Source organism: Mesorhizobium sp. NZP2234 (genome assembly GCF_013170765.1).
Classification (GTDB): Bacteria; Pseudomonadota; Alphaproteobacteria; order Rhizobiales; family Rhizobiaceae; genus Mesorhizobium; species Mesorhizobium loti_D.
In genome coordinates, this window is record NZ_CP033364.1 from 6,485,235 (window position 1) to 6,504,251 (window position 19,017).

General features: G+C 59.0%; 14 protein-coding genes and 2 pseudogenes. 4 read left to right on the forward strand and 12 right to left on the reverse strand.

All coding sequences use genetic code 11. The features are described 5' to 3' along the window. Positions 1–54 precede the first annotated feature (54 nt). Positions 55–300: an XRE family transcriptional regulator gene (locus tag EB230_RS32865; protein ID WP_246738887.1), complete on the reverse strand. Its 246-nt coding sequence runs from the start codon at positions 298–300 to the stop codon at positions 55–57. 31 nt (positions 301–331) lie between these two features. Beyond that, on the reverse strand, positions 332–502 hold the full coding sequence (locus tag EB230_RS31260; protein ID WP_246738888.1) for a hypothetical protein: 171 nt from the start codon (positions 500–502) through the stop codon (positions 332–334). Positions 503–886: 384 nt separating this feature from the next. Between EB230_RS31260 and EB230_RS32870 the strand changes: the two genes are divergently transcribed. Next, positions 887–1,318, forward strand: a complete 432-nt coding sequence (locus EB230_RS32870) for a hypothetical protein (RefSeq protein WP_246738889.1) — start codon at positions 887–889, stop codon at positions 1,316–1,318. A 685-nt stretch (positions 1,319–2,003) separates the two neighbouring features. Here the strand turns inward: EB230_RS32870 and EB230_RS31270 are convergent. The 7 genes from EB230_RS31270 to EB230_RS31305 form a co-directional block, all read right to left on the reverse strand. After that, a complete protein-coding gene (locus EB230_RS31270; protein WP_172375226.1) occupies positions 2,004–3,017 on the reverse strand; it encodes a 1-aminocyclopropane-1-carboxylate deaminase in 1,014 nt (337 codons plus the stop codon). Between the two features lie 1,313 nt (positions 3,018–4,330). Beyond that, the gene (locus tag EB230_RS31275) at positions 4,331–4,651 is read right to left on the reverse strand and encodes an exopolysaccharide production repressor protein (RefSeq protein WP_172374730.1); all 321 of its coding nucleotides are present in this window, start codon (positions 4,649–4,651) and stop codon (positions 4,331–4,333) included. Positions 4,652–4,688: 37 nt separating this feature from the next. Beyond that, positions 4,689–5,009 (reverse strand): ferredoxin III, nif-specific, encoded by a 321-nt coding sequence (fdxB, locus tag EB230_RS31280; protein WP_172374732.1) that lies wholly within the window; start codon positions 5,007–5,009, stop codon positions 4,689–4,691. Further along, positions 5,006–5,209, reverse strand: a complete 204-nt coding sequence (locus tag EB230_RS31285) for a CCE_0567 family metalloprotein (RefSeq protein WP_027033222.1) — start codon at positions 5,207–5,209, stop codon at positions 5,006–5,008. Before EB230_RS31285 ends, fdxB begins: the two co-directional genes overlap by 4 nt. A gap of 1,546 nt (positions 5,210–6,755) precedes the next feature. Next, positions 6,756–8,768 (reverse strand): class I tRNA ligase family protein, encoded by a 2,013-nt coding sequence (locus EB230_RS31295; RefSeq protein WP_172374734.1) that lies wholly within the window; start codon positions 8,766–8,768, stop codon positions 6,756–6,758. 315 nt (positions 8,769–9,083) lie between these two features. Next, positions 9,084–9,863: a phytanoyl-CoA dioxygenase family protein gene (locus EB230_RS31300; RefSeq protein ID WP_172374736.1), complete on the reverse strand. Its 780-nt coding sequence runs from the start codon at positions 9,861–9,863 to the stop codon at positions 9,084–9,086. Between the two features lie 761 nt (positions 9,864–10,624). Next, entirely contained in the window at positions 10,625–11,929 is a 1,305-nt protein-coding gene (locus EB230_RS31305) for a lysine N(6)-hydroxylase/L-ornithine N(5)-oxygenase family protein (protein ID WP_172375228.1), read from the reverse strand. A 721-nt stretch (positions 11,930–12,650) separates the two neighbouring features. On the opposite strand from EB230_RS31305, the pseudogene EB230_RS32505 reads away from it, so the two are divergent. Beyond that, positions 12,651–13,220: pseudogene (locus tag EB230_RS32505) on the forward strand (GDP-mannose 4,6-dehydratase); the annotation flags it as partial. A gap of 85 nt (positions 13,221–13,305) precedes the next feature. Here EB230_RS32505 and EB230_RS31315 read toward each other — a convergent pair. Continuing rightward, complete coding sequence (locus EB230_RS31315; RefSeq protein ID WP_036241273.1) at positions 13,306–14,151, reverse strand: radical SAM/SPASM domain-containing protein; 846 nt, start codon at positions 14,149–14,151, stop codon at positions 13,306–13,308. Between the two features lie 1,211 nt (positions 14,152–15,362). Between EB230_RS31315 and EB230_RS31320 the strand changes: the two genes are divergently transcribed. After that, on the forward strand, positions 15,363–16,106 hold the full coding sequence (locus EB230_RS31320) for an acetoacetate decarboxylase (protein WP_172374738.1): 744 nt from the start codon (positions 15,363–15,365) through the stop codon (positions 16,104–16,106). Positions 16,107–16,130: 24 nt separating this feature from the next. Further along, on the forward strand, positions 16,131–16,532 hold the full coding sequence (locus tag EB230_RS31325; protein ID WP_172374740.1) for a hypothetical protein: 402 nt from the start codon (positions 16,131–16,133) through the stop codon (positions 16,530–16,532). Positions 16,533–17,257: 725 nt separating this feature from the next. Here the strand turns inward: EB230_RS31325 and EB230_RS31330 are convergent. Both EB230_RS31330 and EB230_RS31335 read right to left on the reverse strand, forming a co-directional pair. Continuing rightward, positions 17,258–17,869 (reverse strand): annotated as a pseudogene (locus EB230_RS31330) (FAD-binding oxidoreductase); the annotation flags it as partial. Between the two features lie 185 nt (positions 17,870–18,054). Next, positions 18,055–18,942: a universal stress protein gene (locus EB230_RS31335; RefSeq protein WP_172374742.1), complete on the reverse strand. Its 888-nt coding sequence runs from the start codon at positions 18,940–18,942 to the stop codon at positions 18,055–18,057. Positions 18,943–19,017 lie beyond the last annotated feature (75 nt).

Here is a 19,017-nt window from a genome sequence, read left to right on the forward strand (position 1 = left end):
TCTATAGAGAACTTGCCTGTTCGCCCATGACTTCGGCGGATATGTCGAGCTGTTTCATAGCGAGCAACCGAGCCGTTTGGCTTGAGTGAGGCGCCGACGGATAATGACGGCGCGGATCTCGCGGGCAAGCTTGGCTTTCCGCAATTCCTCTTCGGAATTGTCAAAGCCCAAATCCGCAAACACGTTGCCGCTGGTCATTTCGCCGGTGATTCTTCGGTCATGACTTTGTTTCCTTTCCGATAGTTTTCGCGATGCCGCCTTCAATCGCGCCTTAACGAGATCGATTTCGCACTTGGGCATCCCTGCCTTCTTCTGGAAGCAAAGATGTAGATCACACCAGCGAAGCGACGGCATGGACGGCGCGACAAGTATCCCCGCCTAAGTCGTCGACCACCGCAAGGATTCGGCCGCCAAATCCCTTGAGGGCTTTGACCGCCAGATGCTGCTCGCCATTTTGGGCATCGTTGATTGCAACACCCATGACGATGCAGACATCGACCAATCTGACTCCGCTCAGCCACTGAAAGAATGATTCGGGTCAAACAGCCGTTTTCGCCAAGTGATCATATTTCCTATGAACGCATTTTGGACTGCACGGACCGTTCCAGCTCGGCGCAAAACCCTCCCAGATACTCGTCAATCGCGCTCTGCAAATGCACCCAGTAGAGCACTTTGGCGGTGCTACATCGATAATGAGCCCAGTTTTGCTTTTTTTGAGAAGATGTCCCTCTTGCTTGGCCGCAGCGAATATCCCGGTAAAAATTGGCGGCAGCGCATCGCGTTTAGCGCTGGCCGGGCGGAGCTGGTCCGGGTTGCGAAGCCCGGCGAGCGCGGATCGTCTTGGGCGATGTGGTGATCAGGTACGGTTCTTGGAGCGCCAGGATTCATGTCCGATTTCGATGTGATGCGTGAGAGGATCGAGCAGTGCGGTCGTTGTTCCGTCGAAGTAGCCGCGCCCGCTGTCGCCTATAAGCGCCCGGGCGATGGCAATGGCCAGATGCGACTTCCCGTTCCGGGCCACCAATCAACACGCCATTGGACAAATGCCATCAAGGGCATCTCACCGCCGGGCGGCGGCGAACAAGAAGGAGAGGAAGTGATGGAAGGCAGGCTTGATGACGTGATCGCAGCCCTCCCCGAGGAGCGTCGGGAGCCTGTCGATGCACGTTTCGAAGAGCTACGGACGGAGGTCGAGAGCCTCGGCGATCTGCGCCGTGCGGCTGGCAAGGCCAGGCAGAGCTTGCCGCGACCCTCAAGATCAACCAGCCCTCTGTCTCGAAGATCGAGCAACAACCGATATGTATCTGTCGACACTTAGAGCTGCGTAGAGGCGATCGGGGGACAACTCGACCTCATCGTCGCCTCGCCGCGCGCGCCCCTCCGTATAGAGCGGCTCAGCGACGTCGTAGCCCCCAACCCCCTCCGCACGTAGTGCTAAAAGAGCGCCAGGTGGAGGAACCCGCCCGAAGGCAACGCGCCGGCTGAACGCGCCGTTTCGGTCAAAATTGCCGAAGGGACGACAGTCTCGTCGACGCTCGCAATAGGTATGAGCAAGCCCTCGTTAAGCCGGATACCGACTGCCCGCTGTCACGTCGCGGGGGACGCCTCTACCCTCCCCCATGCTGGCCCAGTTCACCGCCGCGCTGGCGGTGTCCGGCGATGTGCTCGCCGACGACGACCCGCTCGAGCACGATTGGTCACAGCTTCCATACCTGCTCAAGTAGATACCACGCGCCTGCGGATATCTTCGGTAGCTTACAATTTATGAAATTTACGGCGATTATCGCCGCACCGCAAAATGACAAAAAAGTCAAACGGCCATGTCCTCTTATGCGGCTTCAGGACACATTGAGTACAGGCAAATGCTGCCAAGCATGCCAGCACCACGACCCCACGGCGTGGCGGCTGTTAACAACTGCCCGCTGAAGTTTGCCAACGGGCCTTCGGTCAAACTTGGCGCAGCGCTGTTACGGCAGGCACAGCACGTGGAGATCTGTCGAGCATCAGCCATTGCGAAAGGTGTAGCCATAACCGTTGATGGCCGGCGCGCCGCCGAGATGCGCGTAAAGTATCCTCGAGCCCGCTGGAAAAAAGCCTTTTTGAACGAGGTCAATCATCCCTTGCATCGATTTGCCCTCATAGACGGGATCGGTAATCATACCCTCGAGCCGCGCACACAGACGGATCGCCTCCTTGGTTTCCTCGGATGGAATGCCGTACCGCGGGTGCGCGTAGTCCTCGAGCAACACCACGTCATCCTCGGCAAGTTCCGATCCGAGCTCGACGAGGGTCGCCGTATGTCGGGCAATGCTAAGCACCTGCGCCTTGGTCTTGGCCGGGGTAGCAGAGGCATCGATACCGATCACGTTGCGCTGCCGACCGTCCTTGGCGAATCCGACGAGCATGCCGGCATGCGTTGAACCGGTGACCGAGCAAACGACCATGTAGTCGAAGGCAAACCCAAGTTGTTCCTCCTGGGCGCGTACTTCCTCCGCGAACCCCACATAGCCGAGGCCTCCATTCGGGTGAACAGACGCCCCGGCCGGTATCGCATAGGGCCTGCCGCCCCTTGCCTTGACCTCATAGAGCGCTTTTTCCCAGCTGCGGCGGATACCGATGTCAAAGCCATCGTCGACCAGACGCACCTCTGCGCCCAAGATGCGGCTCAAGAGAATGTTGCCGACCCGGTCGTAGACGACATCCTCATGTGGAACCCAGCTCTCCTGGACCAGGAGACATTTCATGCCGATCTTGGCGGCAACGGCGGCGACCATGCGCGTGTGGTTGGACTGCACGCCGCCGACGGTGACAAGGGTATCGGCATCTGACGCGATCGCGTCGGGGATGATGTATTCGAGCTTGCGCAGCTTGTTGCCGCCGAACGCCAGACCGGAGTTGCAGTCCTCGCGTTTGGCGTAGATTTCGACCTTGCCGCCCAGATGCTTGCCGAGCCGGTCGAGCTTCTCGATGGGTGTGGGTCCAAAGGTGAGCGGGTAACGCTCGAATTTTTTCAGCATATTCTCTCCGGCGATGATCATTCAGCTGAAATAGCCACGCAAAACTCGTTCCATAAGCGCTGCTTGGATTGGTCGGCTGCGCTCTTCGACCTCCCATCAGGGCCTTGGGGATTTTCAGCGCTTTCCTTGCGATTGAAACGAAGCGATCCACATGCCGGCATGCTGCGATGAGGCGACCATCGCCTAGGAAACCTACGACGACACGCGGTCGGCATCTGCGTTTTTGCCAGCTTTGCGAGCGCAGCCAGACCGCCAAACCAACAGACTTCGATAAAAACGCAGTGGCTCTTGTTTGCGATTGGACCGGCAGGAACTGCACGGTTGCCGAGCCTAATTCCGCGAGGCGATTTTTGTGGCGCTCAACGCCTCACAGAGGTTTCAGCTGCTCGATCGAAGTGCTCGTCTACCTGATCGAAACGGGTGCCAATGCCCTCGAAAGGCTGGCCTCGCCGCGGCCGTAAGTCGTCGGATTGTAGTTGACGAGCGTGTCGGTCCTAGCGGCATCCAGCAACTGATTAGTAATCTGTGTCATTGTTGCTGACGTGAACTTGCTGCTGTTCTGAACGCGAGTCGTCTGAAAGGCATGCCCGGCAGAGACGGAACTCCCTGCCGGGCCGGGTTCGCCTTGGGAGGTGGCGTAAGCTAGCGACTTTCGTGGCGGTGGGACCACTCAATCCGTGCGTGTTGCGCAATAAAGAGCATGTACCGTGCCAAGCCAAAAAAGCATTTAAAAAACACCCAAGAGTCAGCTTCCTCTACGTTGCATACCCGACATTGTCGGTTATCGGACAATGCCGAACGTGCCTCTCGGCATCGACCTACGCCTGAACCCGAGCGCCCCCGCAAGCTCGTTCGCTGCCATTTCGACCTGGCGAACTGGTGGTGACCGGGTTTTAGCTCCGACTGTTCTCCGGCTGACGGATAGGGCGGATGTCGCTTTTAGAAGAGGAACTGTCTGTACCTTCAATTCAAAAGGGCGGGGCCACGAGAGACGGCGCGGCGAATGCGGTCGCGCAGATGATCGCGAGATCAACACATCCGGCAGACGCGCAAAACCGCAGCCTGATCAGGGTCCACCCCTAGGGCGCTCTCCAACCGAGGGTCGGACGCCGATTCCCCGCCTCAGGTGTCAAAATCGCACGCCGAAACACAGGACCGTCATCGGCGAATCCGCCCGGAGAACCGAAACTGCATTCCCCTGGGCGGTAGAACGATGAGAATGCCGTCGCCTTCGACCTTACCAGGGACCCATGGCCAGAATAATCAAACTTGAACAAAGGGATGAATCTGAGCTCTGATCTTGTTACGGCGCCTCAAGGGAGGAGAAGCGATATGCCGAGCGTTTGATTGCGCTGGGGCACATCTTGAGTTTCATTCCTATGCTCATCGTCGCGCGACTGGTACCGAACTTCCTGGGACCTATCGAAAAGCTCAGCCCCTTGCCCGGCTTTGCCAGCGCAGCTCGATCGCCAAATCAGAAAGAGGACACTTGCGAAATAGCCCAGCTGAAGAAGTAGCGAACAGCCCAGCGTCGTGACGACTGCTAGACGGAAAGAGTGCGAGGCGAAGTAAACCGTCACAGCGTTGCCGCACAGGACCAGCCCGAGTAGCCGACAAAAGATGATGAAGCGCATGCCGTTCTCCTGATTTTGTCTCGTCAAATCATGCAGCTCATGCTGCGATCTGGTCGGCCGCGACATGGGTCTGGCAGTTCTTTGGGCAGACGCGGCCGCAGGCTCCGCAGCCAATGCAGCGGCCGGCATGGTCGACAACCATGATCATACGATTGAGCTCACCATCGAAATCATCGTTATCGGCGTTGTCGCAGGCGCCGAGGATTTCACCCGCGCCATCGACGCCGTAAAGATGCATGACCTCGCGCGAGCAGACTTTGAAGCAGCGGCCGCAGCCGATACAGATTTTGCCATCGATAGCGATCAGATATTCCGGCACCCATATGGAGCCGTCGCGGCTGATGAATGTGCTCCTCATCGCAAAGTCTTCATTTTGGCAAGCTCTCTCCTGGCACCATCCAACTCGGCATAAACGGCATGCGTTTTCTCGGCGACTTCCTCTATCTCAATCCATTTGACCGGGAGACCCTCGGCAAGGTCGCGCAAGTTCGTCTTGGCAATTGCCGCGCGCAGTTGAAGCTTTCGGACTTTCTTCGCCATCTCATCCAGGTTTGACATTGATCCTTCTCGAAAATGGGTTTCTTCACGCCCGCGCCACTTTGGGATAGGCAATAGCTGCAGTCACATCGCCGACCAGTTTCGCGCCGGTATCCGCGAGTTTCCGGAGAGTCTCGAAGCCGAACCGGTAGACGTCTCGACAGAGGTCGGTTTGATTTCTGTTGTTGACTATGTCACGCCTGAGCGCTCCTCGATCGCAAGCTCCACTACGGTCTAAAACATGTCGCGCCCAGACAGCGCGTCCGGATCCGGATTCCCAATGATTGGATATTCCGGCGCAGTCCCTTGGTGATAATGAAATCGGCCAGCAGGCCCGGTGTCCGATTTCCGTTGGCATGAGCCGTGGAAATCCTGAGCACGGATCAGCGGGCGGGCAAGGGCCTCGCCACCCTTGTTGACGGCAGGGCCAAGCGCTGCGTGAGACATTTCGTTCCTCAATTTCAGGTCTCGTCCTCAACGGAGGATTTCTGCTTTCGGTTACGCTGACTTCGGGCCCGCTTACGCAGCCGACGTCCGGCCTCGCCAGGCCGGTTCCACGTGAATGCTGCCCCTGTGGCCGACCTTGAACAGGTCCTGGACTGTGACGTCTTCAACGACGGCCCAAATTCGCGTCGAATATCGCCGCCGCGGCTATTCGGTTGGAAGTCTAAGGTCCGAGCCCTGACCTGGAGCAAACCGTCGACCCTGTGCTCCATGAACACAATTACTGCGGGCGCGCCGCAGAAAATGGGCGAATTGACCAGGGGTCCATTCCACTTGTCATCCCGACACCTTGCCGGGCTGAAAGTTCGTGAGAGGTTAGCCACGCAGCCAGTCGTCCACTTTGATCAGAGGAGCCGGGGACTCTCTACGCAACATGTTGTTCTCCATTCCCGCACCTTTCCTGATGTTTATGCGCGAGCTGGTTCTTCTCTCAGAACGGAACACACCGGTTAGGAGACCATCAAAGTCTTGCGCGTTCTCATGCGATCAGCCCTCACTCAGTATTGCCGATCTCAACCAGCAAACGTCATGCCAGCGCGTTGCCCGCAGTAAATGCATGATTCCGCCTCGAAACCTTACAAGCCCAAGACGGCCGGTTGTTTTGAACCCGACATGTTTTCTGCTGCTGTCAGCTTTTGGACACGCGTCATGCGTCAGACGCTTGAGGGCGAGAGCGGCTTGGCTGTCTGCCCTGCGGTAATGTTGGCGTCGGCTCATCTAGCATCATTCGCCGCCGGCGAAGCGCGGGCGCGCACAGCTAGGCCGACCCAGCGCCCCGAACCGCATGACCTTCTTGATCGGCTGGCTATAGGTCGGAAATTCCGCGATTCCGAAAAAGTTGGTCAGCGCAGTGCAGCCCGCTCGGCATTTGCCGCACGAATGACAAGTGCTCGAAAGCTGTCAACCGAGCAATCCTCCAAGGCGCCGGACAGCGTCTCGACGATTTGTTGGTTAAGGCCGGCCAGTGTTTGTGTCTATGGTCTGGGAGCGGCCTTCGGCAGCCAGCGGTAGCAAGTAAAGGTTCGGCATGATCGGCTTTGATTGCCCCCAAATCTGGTCGAAATTACGATAGGCTATTTGCCTCCTCCTGACCGAGAACAGGAATGTCTGCTCTGGCGTAGAAGCCTAGCACGGGTCCGAGATCGAAGGTCGTTTCTGGCGCAAGGCGCCGGACGGACGTGGGCCATGTTTCGGTTGAGACGCCATCGATACCTCGCGCCAGCGTGCTGGCGAATCGGGGCATCAGCGGTGCGAGCGTCTGCGCCAGGATCGCAGCAGCCGTCGTCTGAAGGGCGAGCGAAGTGCGGGTGCGGGCGGGATAGAGACGTCGCGCCGCTTCATAGTCTTGCGCCTGTCGGTAGACTACGCAATCGCTCACGAAATCGCAGGCATGCGCGGCCGCGCGCCGCACCGAGAAGCCATCGTCCGAATAGGCGCGTTCCATCGCCGCGCGATGGATCTCTATCCGAGCAAAGAAAGCGCGATCGTCAGGAGCCCAGTCGCCTGCGTCGGGCACACAGCCGCCAAAGTCCTGCTTGATTTCCCGGTGCAGCGCATCGAGCCAATCCAGCCAGATCCCCTGGAACACCTCGTTCTCGGTGCGGCGTAGCGCGTCCAGCGTGAAGTTCGTCCGCTCACCCTCCGGGCGTGTCAGGCCCAAATGAAGACGGACGACATCGACTGTCTTTGGGCCTAGAACTTCTTTGCCCCAGACCGCATGGCCGCGGCTGGTCGAGAACTTCTGGCCGTCTAGCAGGTAGAACTCGTTCACGTGATACCTGACGTGCGGCGTCCAGTGGGAAAAGACCTCGGCGTAAACGGCGGGGCAAAGTAGCGCGTGGTAGAATGAATTGTCGAAACCGAAGAAATGGACTATCTGCCAGTCGTTGCTGGGCAGGGCCGCATTCCAGTCACGACCGAGCGAGCTAGCTAGCGCCTGGATGTTGTAAAGAAAACCAAACGCCATCTCTGGCCAGACCCAGGTCACCTGCCCCGGTAACCCTTCGGCCGGTAGCCCCCAGTCCGACGGGTGGGTGATGGGCACGGAAAAGTCGCCGCGTTGGCGTAGACGCGCGAAGAGGTCCATGATCCGAACGGGGGCGGCCGACTCCCTTAAATGCCGGTCGATATTGACGTAGCACCGTTCCAGCGCAAGTTCGGGACGGCGCATGGAGCCGACCACCGGCGCCTCGGCCGAGTGCCGCGACCGGACTGCACCTAGGTCGTGGCATAGGTTCGGCGCGCCGCATTCCTCGCAGATGTTGCCAGCAGCGGAGCCGCCGCAATCGGGGCAGAGGCCGCTTACATCCGGTTCGTAAAGGTAGTCGCCTGTCACAGCATCAAAGAGCGCAGGGCTCGGGCGCAGATCTACCGCCGTGCTGCTCAGAAGACTACGGAAACACGCGGCTTGAAACTCTGCATAAGCGCTATCGCCCAAAGTGGAGAGGAAACTGTGGACCTCACAGTCGAGAAGCGCAAGCGTGGCTTGAATCTCGCCGGCGTAGTGGCGCGCCACCTTTGCGGGCGTCGATTGATTGGCATCGGCATGCGTGGCGACGTAGCTCTGGTAATCGTCGCTTCCAGTCAGGTGATAGGCTTCGACCCCTTTCATGTGCAGGAAACGCGTGTAGACATCGGCGCCAAGATACGGGCCAGAAAGATGCCCCAGGTGCAGATCGCCATTAGGCGTCGGTGGCGCGGAGAAGACGAAGGTCGGCTGGTGGGGAGTCGCGACTTGTGCCGCAGCTTCGAGAGCGGCCTTGCCGTCGCGCCAGTAGACATCGACGAAATTTAGGTCTTCCTCTCCATCGTTGTGCAGCACATGCACTTCAAAAGGGTGGAACAGAACGACATCGCCGGCCGCGACCGGGATCTCCCCAAGATCGGTCCTGACCTTGCCCGCTCCAGACAGGATCACGAAGGCCTCGATTTCGTCGTGCCGATGGGGCTCGGATGTGACGCCCGGTGCCACCTTGCCGAATGAAAACCCGGTGCCCGCGCTTCCCGTTCCAAGCGTAGCCGTGTCAATACCGAACGCCCGCGACAGCTCCGTTCGAGAAAACGTGGATTTGCGCATCACGAACCTCAGCTATTGAAACAGTGATATCTTCGGCTGCCAACGCAACAGCTTCTGCTGCAAGTTGCGATGAGAGGCGGTAGCCCGACACGTTCGCCTCCGTCAGAATAATCCGGCTCTGGGGCCCCAGGCGGGCGACGACGGGCGCCAGGAGGGCTTTAGAAGACAGCCCGGCGACACCTCCACAATCGACATACCGAAGCGTCGTAACGGATTGCGGGTGATGATCCAGTAGCCAGCGATCAGAACGCCTCTCCGCGCATTTTTCTAGCGGCCGATCAGTTTCGTGTGCATGCCTCGCCTGGTTCCGTGAGTTCAATCGCGATAGAAAATACCGTTTGGGAGCTTCAGGTTGTCGAGATCAGCCACTTTGCCCTCTGGCGGATTAAGGGCGCGCTTAAGCACGTTATATTCAGCGCGGGTCGGTCCACCGGTTGAAGCACGCTGGAACACCAAGTAGAGCGTCCGCCGCGAACGATTGCTTTTATTCGGCTTTGAGTAATGCGGTGCATAATCGTCGAAGATGAAGATGTCACCAGCCTTCCACACTACGGGTTCCCAGGAGAATGTTTCGGCGACCTCAGGATCAATCACCCCGCCGGCATCCATGGGAAATACCCCCTTCTTGTGGTTGCCGGGGCTGAAGAAAAGGCCACCATTGTCCGGGTCGGAATCGTCAATGCTTATGGCAACGATCGCATGGACCATCCGGTCGGGCAGCCTGTGTGGAATGTGATAAATGTCCTGATGCGGGCGATAACCGCCGCTATCGGGATAGTGGAAGATCAGCAACTCCTTGAGTCTGCGCGAATCTTCGCCAAGCAAATCCTCGACCGCAGAGTTTATGCGCTGATCTTCTAGGAGGAGAAGACGCAATGGGTCATGGAAGTCGAGAAAATTCTCGGCCTTAGAGGTGATCTTTCGATCATCAGTCGTCTTCTCGAACCACATGAGCCATTTATCATCGCTGACATCCCAGCGTGATATGTCTTCAACAAAGCTGGATATACCTTCCACGGCCGCGGGATCGAAGAACCTTTCGAGCCTGATGTATCCGTCTTTCTGCCACTTTTCTCTTTGTGCATCAGTCAACATCGAAAGGCCTCCTGTTGGAAAAAAAGTGGTTGGTCGAACATTCCGGTTAGAGGCAGTTGGGCGCTGGCCAGGGTGTGGCCCACGGAGACGATACTCCACGGCATGTGGGCGGCGACGCTAAGTGCATTCTGCTCCGGCTGGATTTCAAGGCTGTGTTGTCCCTCCTCAATGGAGCGATTGTCCAGGCTCGTAAAGATTTGTCGATCCGGTACGTCTTCATAAGAGTCATGGCCGAGCATGCTGTTGGTGCGACTGCCCGATAAGGCGACCTTTCGTGCAGCTTGACGCGAAGCAAGCCGTGGGCCACGCGAATGTTTACGACAAGTTCCCGGTCCGGTCGGCCGATCAGGGAGGGCACGTCGGCGGCATGAGTCCATCGATCTCCAAGAACGGATACTATCCGCGGAGAGTTCAGAGCTAGACTGGCCATCCCAGGCCAAGCCGGGCCCAGGGCTTCCCTAAGCTCGTCCCGATCATTTACCTCACCCGGTCCAGCCACCACACGCATCGCTACGAGCCGGAAGCCTCCGCTGACGGCCGACGCAGCCATGGCCGCCAGGGCCACTGCGCACTTCGAGTGAGCGACCTGGTATGGTTTCGACGACCGTGGGGCAAATGGACGCCCGCAGAATAAAGCGATGCGCCCATAGGTCCAAGGGCATGGTCAGTGACGATGAGTTCGGAGCGGACTCCGGTCGTCGCCGCAGCGGAGGCGGATAAAATTCCTTGGATGCCACCGCCGATGATCAGTAGTCGCTGAGTCATATCCCGCTGCCCATTTCTTCGGCTACCGGGTCGGGCCAGCTCTCGACGGTGGTACGGCTGATAAAGCCAGGATGCTCAGGGTTCGCGCACGGCGCGCGCTGTAGAAGGCTGTCAAGAATGCGGCGAGCTCGCCAGGCCAGCAGGCTTAGGTTCGGATCGGCCAGCCCGCGCTGCCCGGGATTGGCGTTCTGTACGAAGATGCGTCTGTCACGCGGTCCGTCCCAGCACACCGAAAAATCCTCGTTGATGACCAACTCATTGTCGGTCTGTTGCAGCCGATCCGCCATCGGTTCCAAAAAGCTTGGCACGGCGTTCTCGTAACCGGTGGCCAGGATGACGATGTCGGCGGTGACTTCTTCGACGTCGCCCAAGCCGCGCTGCAGCGTCAAGTTATGACCCGCGCCGGCGTTGATGCAGCGCGAAACGTTGCAACCCGGCCGCAGTGCGATGTCACATAGGTCTGGCTCAAGAAATTCGTGGCGATACAGCGCCTGGTAGACCGCGCGCAAAGTGCGATCCGAAATACCATCCGAGGCGAGCACGAAACGCCGCAGGAACAGCTTGCGCTGCGGCTCGCTCATTACTGCGAAACGATCCGAAAAACAGGGCATGAACAACTCGTTTGTGAACGGGCTGTTGTCGAGGGGCAGGTAGTTTTCGCGCTGCGAGACCCAGGTGATCGAGGCAGGCCGCCGTTCTCTTGGCCCACCGACCAAATGCAACAGCACCTCGGCTCCCGACTGGCCTCCACCAACGACACAAACATGTTTATGTCGCACCTCAGGATGGATGTGCAGCAAATCGGATGAATGGAACAGGTTGCGTCCGATCCAGCCCTGAAATTGAGGTGGAATCCGCGCTTGCTTGCCGATGCCGACCACCAGGTCTCTGGCACTGAGAACTGCATCGTCCGTGCGCACCCGAAACTCGCCGTCATAGCGTATCTCGTGGACGGTCTCGCCGCCGCGCACAAGTGGGTTTCTGCGGAACGCCCAGTTCAGGTATTGCTCGAACTCAGCCCTGAGCACAGCATCGAACTGTGCATTCAGGAAGTGATACAGACGCCCGTTCTCGTGCAGGTAGTTTATGAAGGTGTAGCCAGACCGCGGATTCACCAGCGTGACCAGATCCTTGATGTGGCTGACCTGGAGCTCTGAGGACTCGAATGCACTGCCTGGATGCCAGCGGAAGTCGACTTGCCGATCCAAGAACAGTGCCCCGTGCCCGATTTGCTCGTGTATCTGACACGCAAGGCTCAAATTGGACGGGCCAGCACCGATCCCAATGCAAGAGAGATCCAGTTGTCCTGCTCCTGCTGACGCCTCCCAATCAGGCGCTATATGCGGCGAATGTCGGCCATGGCCGCTGGGCTTGCCCTTCCCGCACGCATCGTCGACACCGCAGGACTTGCAACAGTTTGTCCGCGCGTTCGTAGTATCGGGTGTGACGCCCGCGGATGCCGGCTCCGTGATGAGATCGGCACTCATGCCGGCGATATGTTGCGCGTGGCTGGCATCGAGAATCCCGCCTCGATGACCCCCGCGTGGTCAGTGACATGCTTTTGCAACCTATCCCTCATTGCAATTGGGCTCAGTTGCCCGCCTCGACCGCGATGAGCCGACCTTCGGCCTGCTTGGCGACCAGCGAGGGCACGGTCATCAATGCGGCGACAGCATTTTTCCGTGGGTTTGATCATAGAAGACCTCCGCTGCTGCTTTCGGGAGGTCCCCTGCATCGAACGTGCCAGAGCAAAACATCAGCAAAGGGAACGGAAGGCAGGTTCGCAATCCTGTCGAGTATCCGACATTGAGGCCGAAACCTTGCACCGGCGCCGATTTTTGCACGCAATCGTACTCTTCGACTTCATAGCGTTGCAGGCTCTCTTGGCACTTTCCACACGGCCGTCATCGAGGACTGGCCCGGCGCCGAGTGTCGATCCCTGAAAAGGAATTTCCGTTATCAAGGTCCTCATGAGGACTATCCCGACATGGTCCTGCATTACGGCGACACGACGGATGCGGCTATGCGGTGGCGAAGCTCTACGGCTACTGGAGCACCATGAACTACCGCGAGGTATACGGGCTCTATGGCATCCTGTTCAATCACGAAGGGCCGACGCGCGGCGAAACTTTCATCACGCGCAAGGTGACGCGTGCGGTGGCTCGATCATGGCCGGCAAACAGGACTGTCTCTATCTCGGAAATCTGGAAGCAAAGCGCGACTGGGGCTCGGCGCGCGCCTATGTCGAGGGCATGTGGCGCATCTTGCGGCATCAACCTGACGATTTCGTGCTGGCAACCGGCGAGACGCACACGGTCCGCACCTTTGTCGGGGCTTGCCTTCAGGCGAGTCGAAAAGGAGATCGTCTGGGAGGACGAAGGCGTTGACGAGGTGGGCCGTGAACGCATGAGTAATCAAGCGCTGATCCTGATCGACAACGCTGTTTCGGGCCAATCGAGGTTGACCTGCTGATCGGCGATGCCTCCAAGGCAACCGACAAAACTCGATTGGAAACCGAAGACCACTTTCGAGGAGTTCGTCTCGGAAATGGTCGAGGCTGACTGCCGCGCCTACGGGATCGTGTTAGCGTGACGTGAAAACACGATGACTTCGCGGGCATGTGCATCTTGCCGTTTCAGGGACGTCGGCATTTCAGGCCCGCCGCGGTCAGCCGGCGTCAGTCAGTTCTATCGTTTGGATCGGCAAATTCACACATCCTGCAAAGCAGAAAACCAGCCGCTCCATTCATGCGATCGACGATTTCGCAAAAAACTGGGCTTTTAAAGAGATCGCCATATTCGTCGCATAGAAGGTTGCCCAATACGTGACGCCGCTCAAAATCCATGGAGCAGAGAGTGACCTCGCCGTTTGGAAGGAGTACATTCCGATACTGCCGTTCGTCCACGCATATCAGCGCTCCGACGACTGGCTGCCGTGGTTCTACAATCTTAGGGTCTACGCTTCCACCCCTGCTGCTCACCGGTCGCGCGCGAACTAGGGCTTGGGCAGGGATAATGTCGGCGATATCGGGATGGGGCTCACCCAAAACCACGAATCGGATCGAAGGGATGTCGGCGTCGACGAGTTGACCAACCAAATCGCGATACTTGGCTCCGACAAGGCGGCTATTCATGTGGGCGCCATCATCAAAAACATGAACCACGAATACCCCCAACCGCAGCGCCTGCAAGCGTTGTAGATCCTGCCCCTTCATTCCCACAAGCGTCGTGAAAATCCTGATGCCGTGGCCTTTGGCGGAAGCGTGCTCGACCATTTCGGTGCAATCCGGATTGAGCCATGGCTCAGAATACCCGGCAAAACTAATGTCGACGGAGGCTGGTACGCGCGCCAGACAGCGCTTGAAATCTCCAAGACTAAGATGCTTCGTATCAGATACCTTTCTTTGCCGGTCAGCGAACTTGTCCTGCGGACAATATGAACATCCCACGATGCATCCTGTGGTCGTCGTTATCTCCAAAACTCTGCCGGCTGGGATAGCAGAGCGCAGTTCCGGTAAAATCATTCGTTGTGACTCCCACTCGTCTTGGTCATGCATAACGTCCAGTATGGTGTCTTTGGCTTCATGACACCGACGGTCAAGACAGTCCGAATGAGCCCAGCCATCTCCGCCTTGGCAGCAGTCAACAGCCGGTACCTCAATCGGCCGAGCGGACTATCAACGAACTTTGGGCGCATCGGCGCGGCAGGGCGGCGCAACCGCAAAGTCGCGCGTCAGCCGTTGCCAAGGTGTAGCCGTGACCGTTGAGCGAACGCGCCGCCGAGATGGCGCAGCAGACCATCAATCGTCTCGCGTTCTTATGCGGTCAGCCCCGACTCAATATTGCCGCATCTCCAGCAAAGGCCGTGCCAGCGCGCTTAGCCGCAGCAACTGCGCGAGTAGGCTTCGAGAAACCTCACGCCCAAGGCGGCCGGTTGTTTTGGACCAGACATGTTTTTTGTCGCTGTCAGCTTTTGGACATGCATTTCAGACGCTTGAGGACAGACTTGGCTGTCTCCCCTGCGGTAATGTTGGCGTCGGCTCATCATCTAGCATCATTTCGGCGCCGGCTGTGTGCGCGGAAGATCTACACGACCTGACCGCCGCGTGCAGCGACTGCCTGCCGGCTCATAGCTGATCTTTTGTCCTGAAGCCGGCGATGGGGCTAGGCCGTCGAGTGCGTGCTGCCGGATGCTGCGTATGCTGTTTGGCTAGACGGCGGATACCGCGTCACCTCATATTTTCGCGACAGAGGTTTGGTGGCGTCGCAGGCCTTCTTGCTACATCACCGCAGTGCTCGGGAATTTGTATCTGATCCGCGTGAGGCGAAGAACTTCTCTCTCGACTGGCTCGCCGAGGCCGTCTGTCCTGCGGGCACCGAACGATTTCTCATTTGGCATGGCGCATGCGCGTCGATCCGCAAACCCCGTCACAAGGACAAATCGGAGCTAGCCGCCACTCCACCTCCTCCTACCACGAGGGCAGACGGGAAGCAGCGCCTTCAAATAAGGAACAAAATCACTTTACCTCGAATCTTGCCTCTCTTTCACAACCGGAGCCATGGAACCGCGTCCGCGACCATCGCCTCGCGCCCCAAGGCAATTGCCCAGCGCAAATGGCTACGCGCGATTACGCCATGCATCCCTTACGAGGCTACGACAGCACCTCGGAGAGCCTCGCCGCCATCATGCAGACCGATCTAAGCCCACCTGATCCAGCACAAAGGAATTTCAAACATGCACCAAGATACCGTCCGTGGGAAAGCTTTCGCCATGCCCCTGATCAGCCCGGCCTACCCGGCCGGCCCATATCGCTTCCGCAACCGGGAGTACCTGATCATCACATATCGCACCGATCCGCAGAAACTGCGCGACCTTGTGCCGGAGCCGCTTCAGGTGTGCGAGCCTATGGTCAAGTTCGAGTTCATTCGCATGCCGGACTCGACGGGCTTCGGCGACTACACGGAAGGCGGACAGGTCATCCCTGTCTCCTTCTGTGGCCGCAGGGGGAGCTATACCCACTGCATGTTTCTCGACGACCATCCGCCGATAGCGGGCGGACGCGAGTTGTGGGGCTTTCCCAAGAAGCTCGCTAGCCCAACGCTCCGAACGGAGACGGATACCCTTGTTGGCACGCTGGACTACGGGCCGGTCCGCGTCGCGACGGGTACCATGGGCTACAAGCACCGAGCCGCCGACCTCGCGAGCGTGAGGGCCTCGCTCGCTGAACCGAATTTCCTCCTCAAAATTATTCCGCATGTCGACGGCACGCCGCGCATCTGTGAGCTCGTGGAATATCATCTAGAGGACGTCCATTTGAGGGGCGCCTGGACCGGCCCGGCAGCCCTGAACCTCTGGTCGCATGCGCTTGCCCCCGTCGCCGAACTGCCGGTGCTGGAAGTAGTCTCGGCAGTACACCTCGTCGCAGATCTCACGCTCGCGCTCGGGAAGGTCATCCACGACTATCTCGCGGAAGCCTAGCCTCGCCATCGGAAAGGAAGAACCATGAACTTTTACAGTGATATCTCATTGAACCAACGCGATGGGGAGCTGGTGGACGGCTTCTCGACAAGGAACGCCACTGACAATCTCATACAACGTCTTTCCAGCTACCTAGCCTTAGAGGACATTCCGCCGCTTTGCAGCGAGTGCAGGCGCCTCGCGAGTAAGAGCGATTGCCCTTGCCCATCCTCCCTGCTTTTGGTGCAACATATGCTCGCTGCCGTTTACCAGCGGCTTGACGCCATTGACTGCCTCTCAGAGCAAGGCGCCATAAGACTGAAGGCTTTTACCGATTATCTGGCGGCGGTCGTTCGAATAGCTTCAGAGAGCGGCGACGCGGCACCCTGGGTTGATCTAGCAACCCGGTTTAGCGCTCTTTTCGATCCCGACGAGGTTGCCCATTGATCTCGCGCTTATCGCTTTTTCGTGGAACGAGCAGCCTCGTCGGCAGATGCGTCATCGATCGCCAGCGGCGTGCCGGCGCATATGCGAGCGTAAAAGCGCCGAACAGCCGGTGATGTATCTCGAACGTGACGACGCCGATTGGCGCGATGCGCGTTGGCTCGGGGCCCTCGTGCCCAAGCATGGGTGCGTTCCCATTCCGCGGCATCGTACTCGCGATCCCGTCTGTGCCGTGCTCAAGCAAACGAGCGAACCGCCCCAGGTTGCGGATTTAGACAATCGTTGATGGAGTTGGCTGGCGAATTGGCGCGTTCGGCCTTCGGTTGGAAGACCGTCTTGAGGGGGGCCAACGAAACGGAATCGGCGAAGCCACGCTGGAGTATGCCTTCACTGGGGTCGCGTCCCTGCACGTGCTGTAGCGCAGCGTTCGCGAAGCCGCTCGCGAGCGCGCCCTCATAGCGCTGAGCGGGCGAGCGGCTTCGGGGCGGGCGCAGAGGCTGGGTAGACGGGCCGGACTCACCTCACCCGGTCCAGCCACGACATGCATCGCCAAAGGCAAGGACCCCGCTGACCGCGCCCGCAAGGGGGAGATTGGCCGTCATCGCTGCCTTCGCCAATCTCCAAGGCTAGAAGTTTGGAGCCGCCAGGGAAGCTGCCGGTCTCCCCCCCTTGCGGGCCCTTGCGGGGGAGATGGCCGGCAGGCCAGAGAGGGGGGCTGTCCGCCAGCGTTAGATCACATTCAATTCCCTGAACGCCCGCCCTTCAGCGACACGGCTGTACCCAAACGCCGAGCAGTCCACCGTGCGGTAGCCGCCGTGCACGATCAGCTCGGCCAGCGCCTTGCCGACCGCCGGCGCCTGCTGCAGGCCGTGGCCGGAAAAACCATTGGCGAAGAGGAAATTCTTAACCTGCGGATGCGGGCCGATCACCGCGTTCTGGTCGAGCGTGTTGTAGTCGTAATGGCCGGCTCAGGCGCGTGTCGGCTTGATCGCCTCGAAGGCGGGAATGCGGGTCGCCAGCACCGGCCAGATCACCTCTTCGAACAGCGGCCAGTCTACCTCGAAATCGGTGGGGTCGGCCGGGCCGTCGCCTTCCGGTTCGGCACCGCCAGTGAGATAGACCGAGCCTTCCGGCCGGACATAGATGCCGGAGGGATCGACCAGCAGCGGCATATCAGAATATTTGTCGCGCGCCTCGAAGACGAAGACGTTGCGCTTGCGCGGCTCGACCGGCAACACCAGCCCCGCCATGGCAGCCACCGTGCCGGCATTCGGCCCGGCTGAGTTGACGACGATGCCGACTTCCAGCCTGTCGCCATTGTCGAGGCTGACACTGGTCACGCTCTGGCCGTTTCACCTCCGCCTTGCGCATGACTGGAGAGATTTCCGGCGGGCGTCGCCTCCCGAGCAATGCTTTTCATGTTCGTTACTCTTCGTAAGATCGATTATTTCGATGGAGCCCATCTACGTATGAATGCAGGCGTCACAGTAGAGCTTTGAACAGCATCGGTGCGGGTCCGGAACCGTCATCGAGCCAAAAACAGCGGCAATGTCGGCTTTCCAAAGATCCATCTGGTCACACCGCCAAAGAGCCGCTCACGCAGCCGACGGCTGCCATAGGCGCCCATGACGATCATGTCCGCAGAAATGTCGATTGCGTGCTGCGCAAGCACCGTGGCCGCCGATTTGCCGGCACTTGGTAGGAGGTCAACCGACACCCGAGCACCGTGCCGAGTGAGATAGGCAGCGATGTCGGCTCCAGGCTCCGCGCCGTTCCCGTTGTAGTTGGCCTTCGGATCGACCAGGGCGACACGAACTTCCTCAGCAACGCATAGGAGGCCCAGCGCTTCTCGAACCGCACGGGACGCCTCGACTCGCGAATCCCAACCGACCAGGACGCGCCGTGGCCACAGCGTCGCCTCAGCCCCCTTCGGCACAACGAGCACCGGCTTTCCCGTATCGAACAAGCAGCCGTTGACCACAGGAGGTCCGAGATTCTCGTCGTTGAGGAGCCCCGGTCCGATGATCGTGAGGTCGGCGCAGAGCGCCCGCTGTCGTGCCACTTCACCGAGGCTGGCCGGATCGTAATAGTCGGTGTCAACGTCATAGGCGAGCGACATAGATTCCAGCAGTTTCTGAATATCTCTGGAGCGTTTTTCCAGTCTGACCGCGTTCTGTGTAAATCGATCGATTTGCCGAAACCGATCGTTCAATCTGGCAATTGCCTGTCCACGTGCTACCGGCCACTCTGGGACACCATCTCCGATCCGCCGATGCGACATAAGGAGCGTCGGAGGGGGTATGATCAGTACGGAAAGGTGCGCGCCGATTTCCGCACACAAGCCGGCAGCAGTTCTGACGTCCTGATCGGAATGGTCACCGCCGGTCAAACAGAGTACCGTTTTAAAGCCCATTTTCCTGCTTCTTCCTGAGTATTCGAGGAGGGCGTTTCAGGCCGCAAGACCGGCTCACAGCGCGAGGAAAAGGGA

Bases quoted from the DNA above. Each gene is read 5' to 3' on its own strand.
- EB230_RS32865 (WP_246738887.1), bottom strand. From the start codon at position 300: ATGCCCAAGTGCGAAATCGATCTCGTTAAGGCGCGATTGAAGGCGGCA.
- EB230_RS32870 (WP_246738889.1), top strand. From the start codon at position 887: ATGTCCGATTTCGATGTGATGCGTGAGAGGATCGAGCAGTGCGGTCGT.
- EB230_RS31270 (WP_172375226.1), bottom strand. From the start codon at position 3,017: ATGCTGAAAAAATTCGAGCGTTACCCGCTCACCTTTGGACCCACACCC.
- EB230_RS31275 (WP_172374730.1), bottom strand. From the start codon at position 4,651: ATGCGCTTCATCATCTTTTGTCGGCTACTCGGGCTGGTCCTGTGCGGC.
- fdxB (WP_172374732.1), bottom strand. From the start codon at position 5,009: ATGAGGAGCACATTCATCAGCCGCGACGGCTCCATATGGGTGCCGGAA.
- EB230_RS31285 (WP_027033222.1), bottom strand. From the start codon at position 5,209: ATGTCAAACCTGGATGAGATGGCGAAGAAAGTCCGAAAGCTTCAACTG.
- EB230_RS31295 (WP_172374734.1), bottom strand. From the start codon at position 8,768: ATGCGCAAATCCACGTTTTCTCGAACGGAGCTGTCGCGGGCGTTCGGT.
- EB230_RS31300 (WP_172374736.1), bottom strand. From the start codon at position 9,863: ATGTTGACTGATGCACAAAGAGAAAAGTGGCAGAAAGACGGATACATC.
- EB230_RS31315 (WP_036241273.1), bottom strand. From the start codon at position 14,151: ATGATTTTACCGGAACTGCGCTCTGCTATCCCAGCCGGCAGAGTTTTG.
- EB230_RS31320 (WP_172374738.1), top strand. From the start codon at position 15,363: ATGCACCAAGATACCGTCCGTGGGAAAGCTTTCGCCATGCCCCTGATC.
- EB230_RS31325 (WP_172374740.1), top strand. From the start codon at position 16,131: ATGAACTTTTACAGTGATATCTCATTGAACCAACGCGATGGGGAGCTG.
- EB230_RS31335 (WP_172374742.1), bottom strand. From the start codon at position 18,942: ATGGGCTTTAAAACGGTACTCTGTTTGACCGGCGGTGACCATTCCGAT.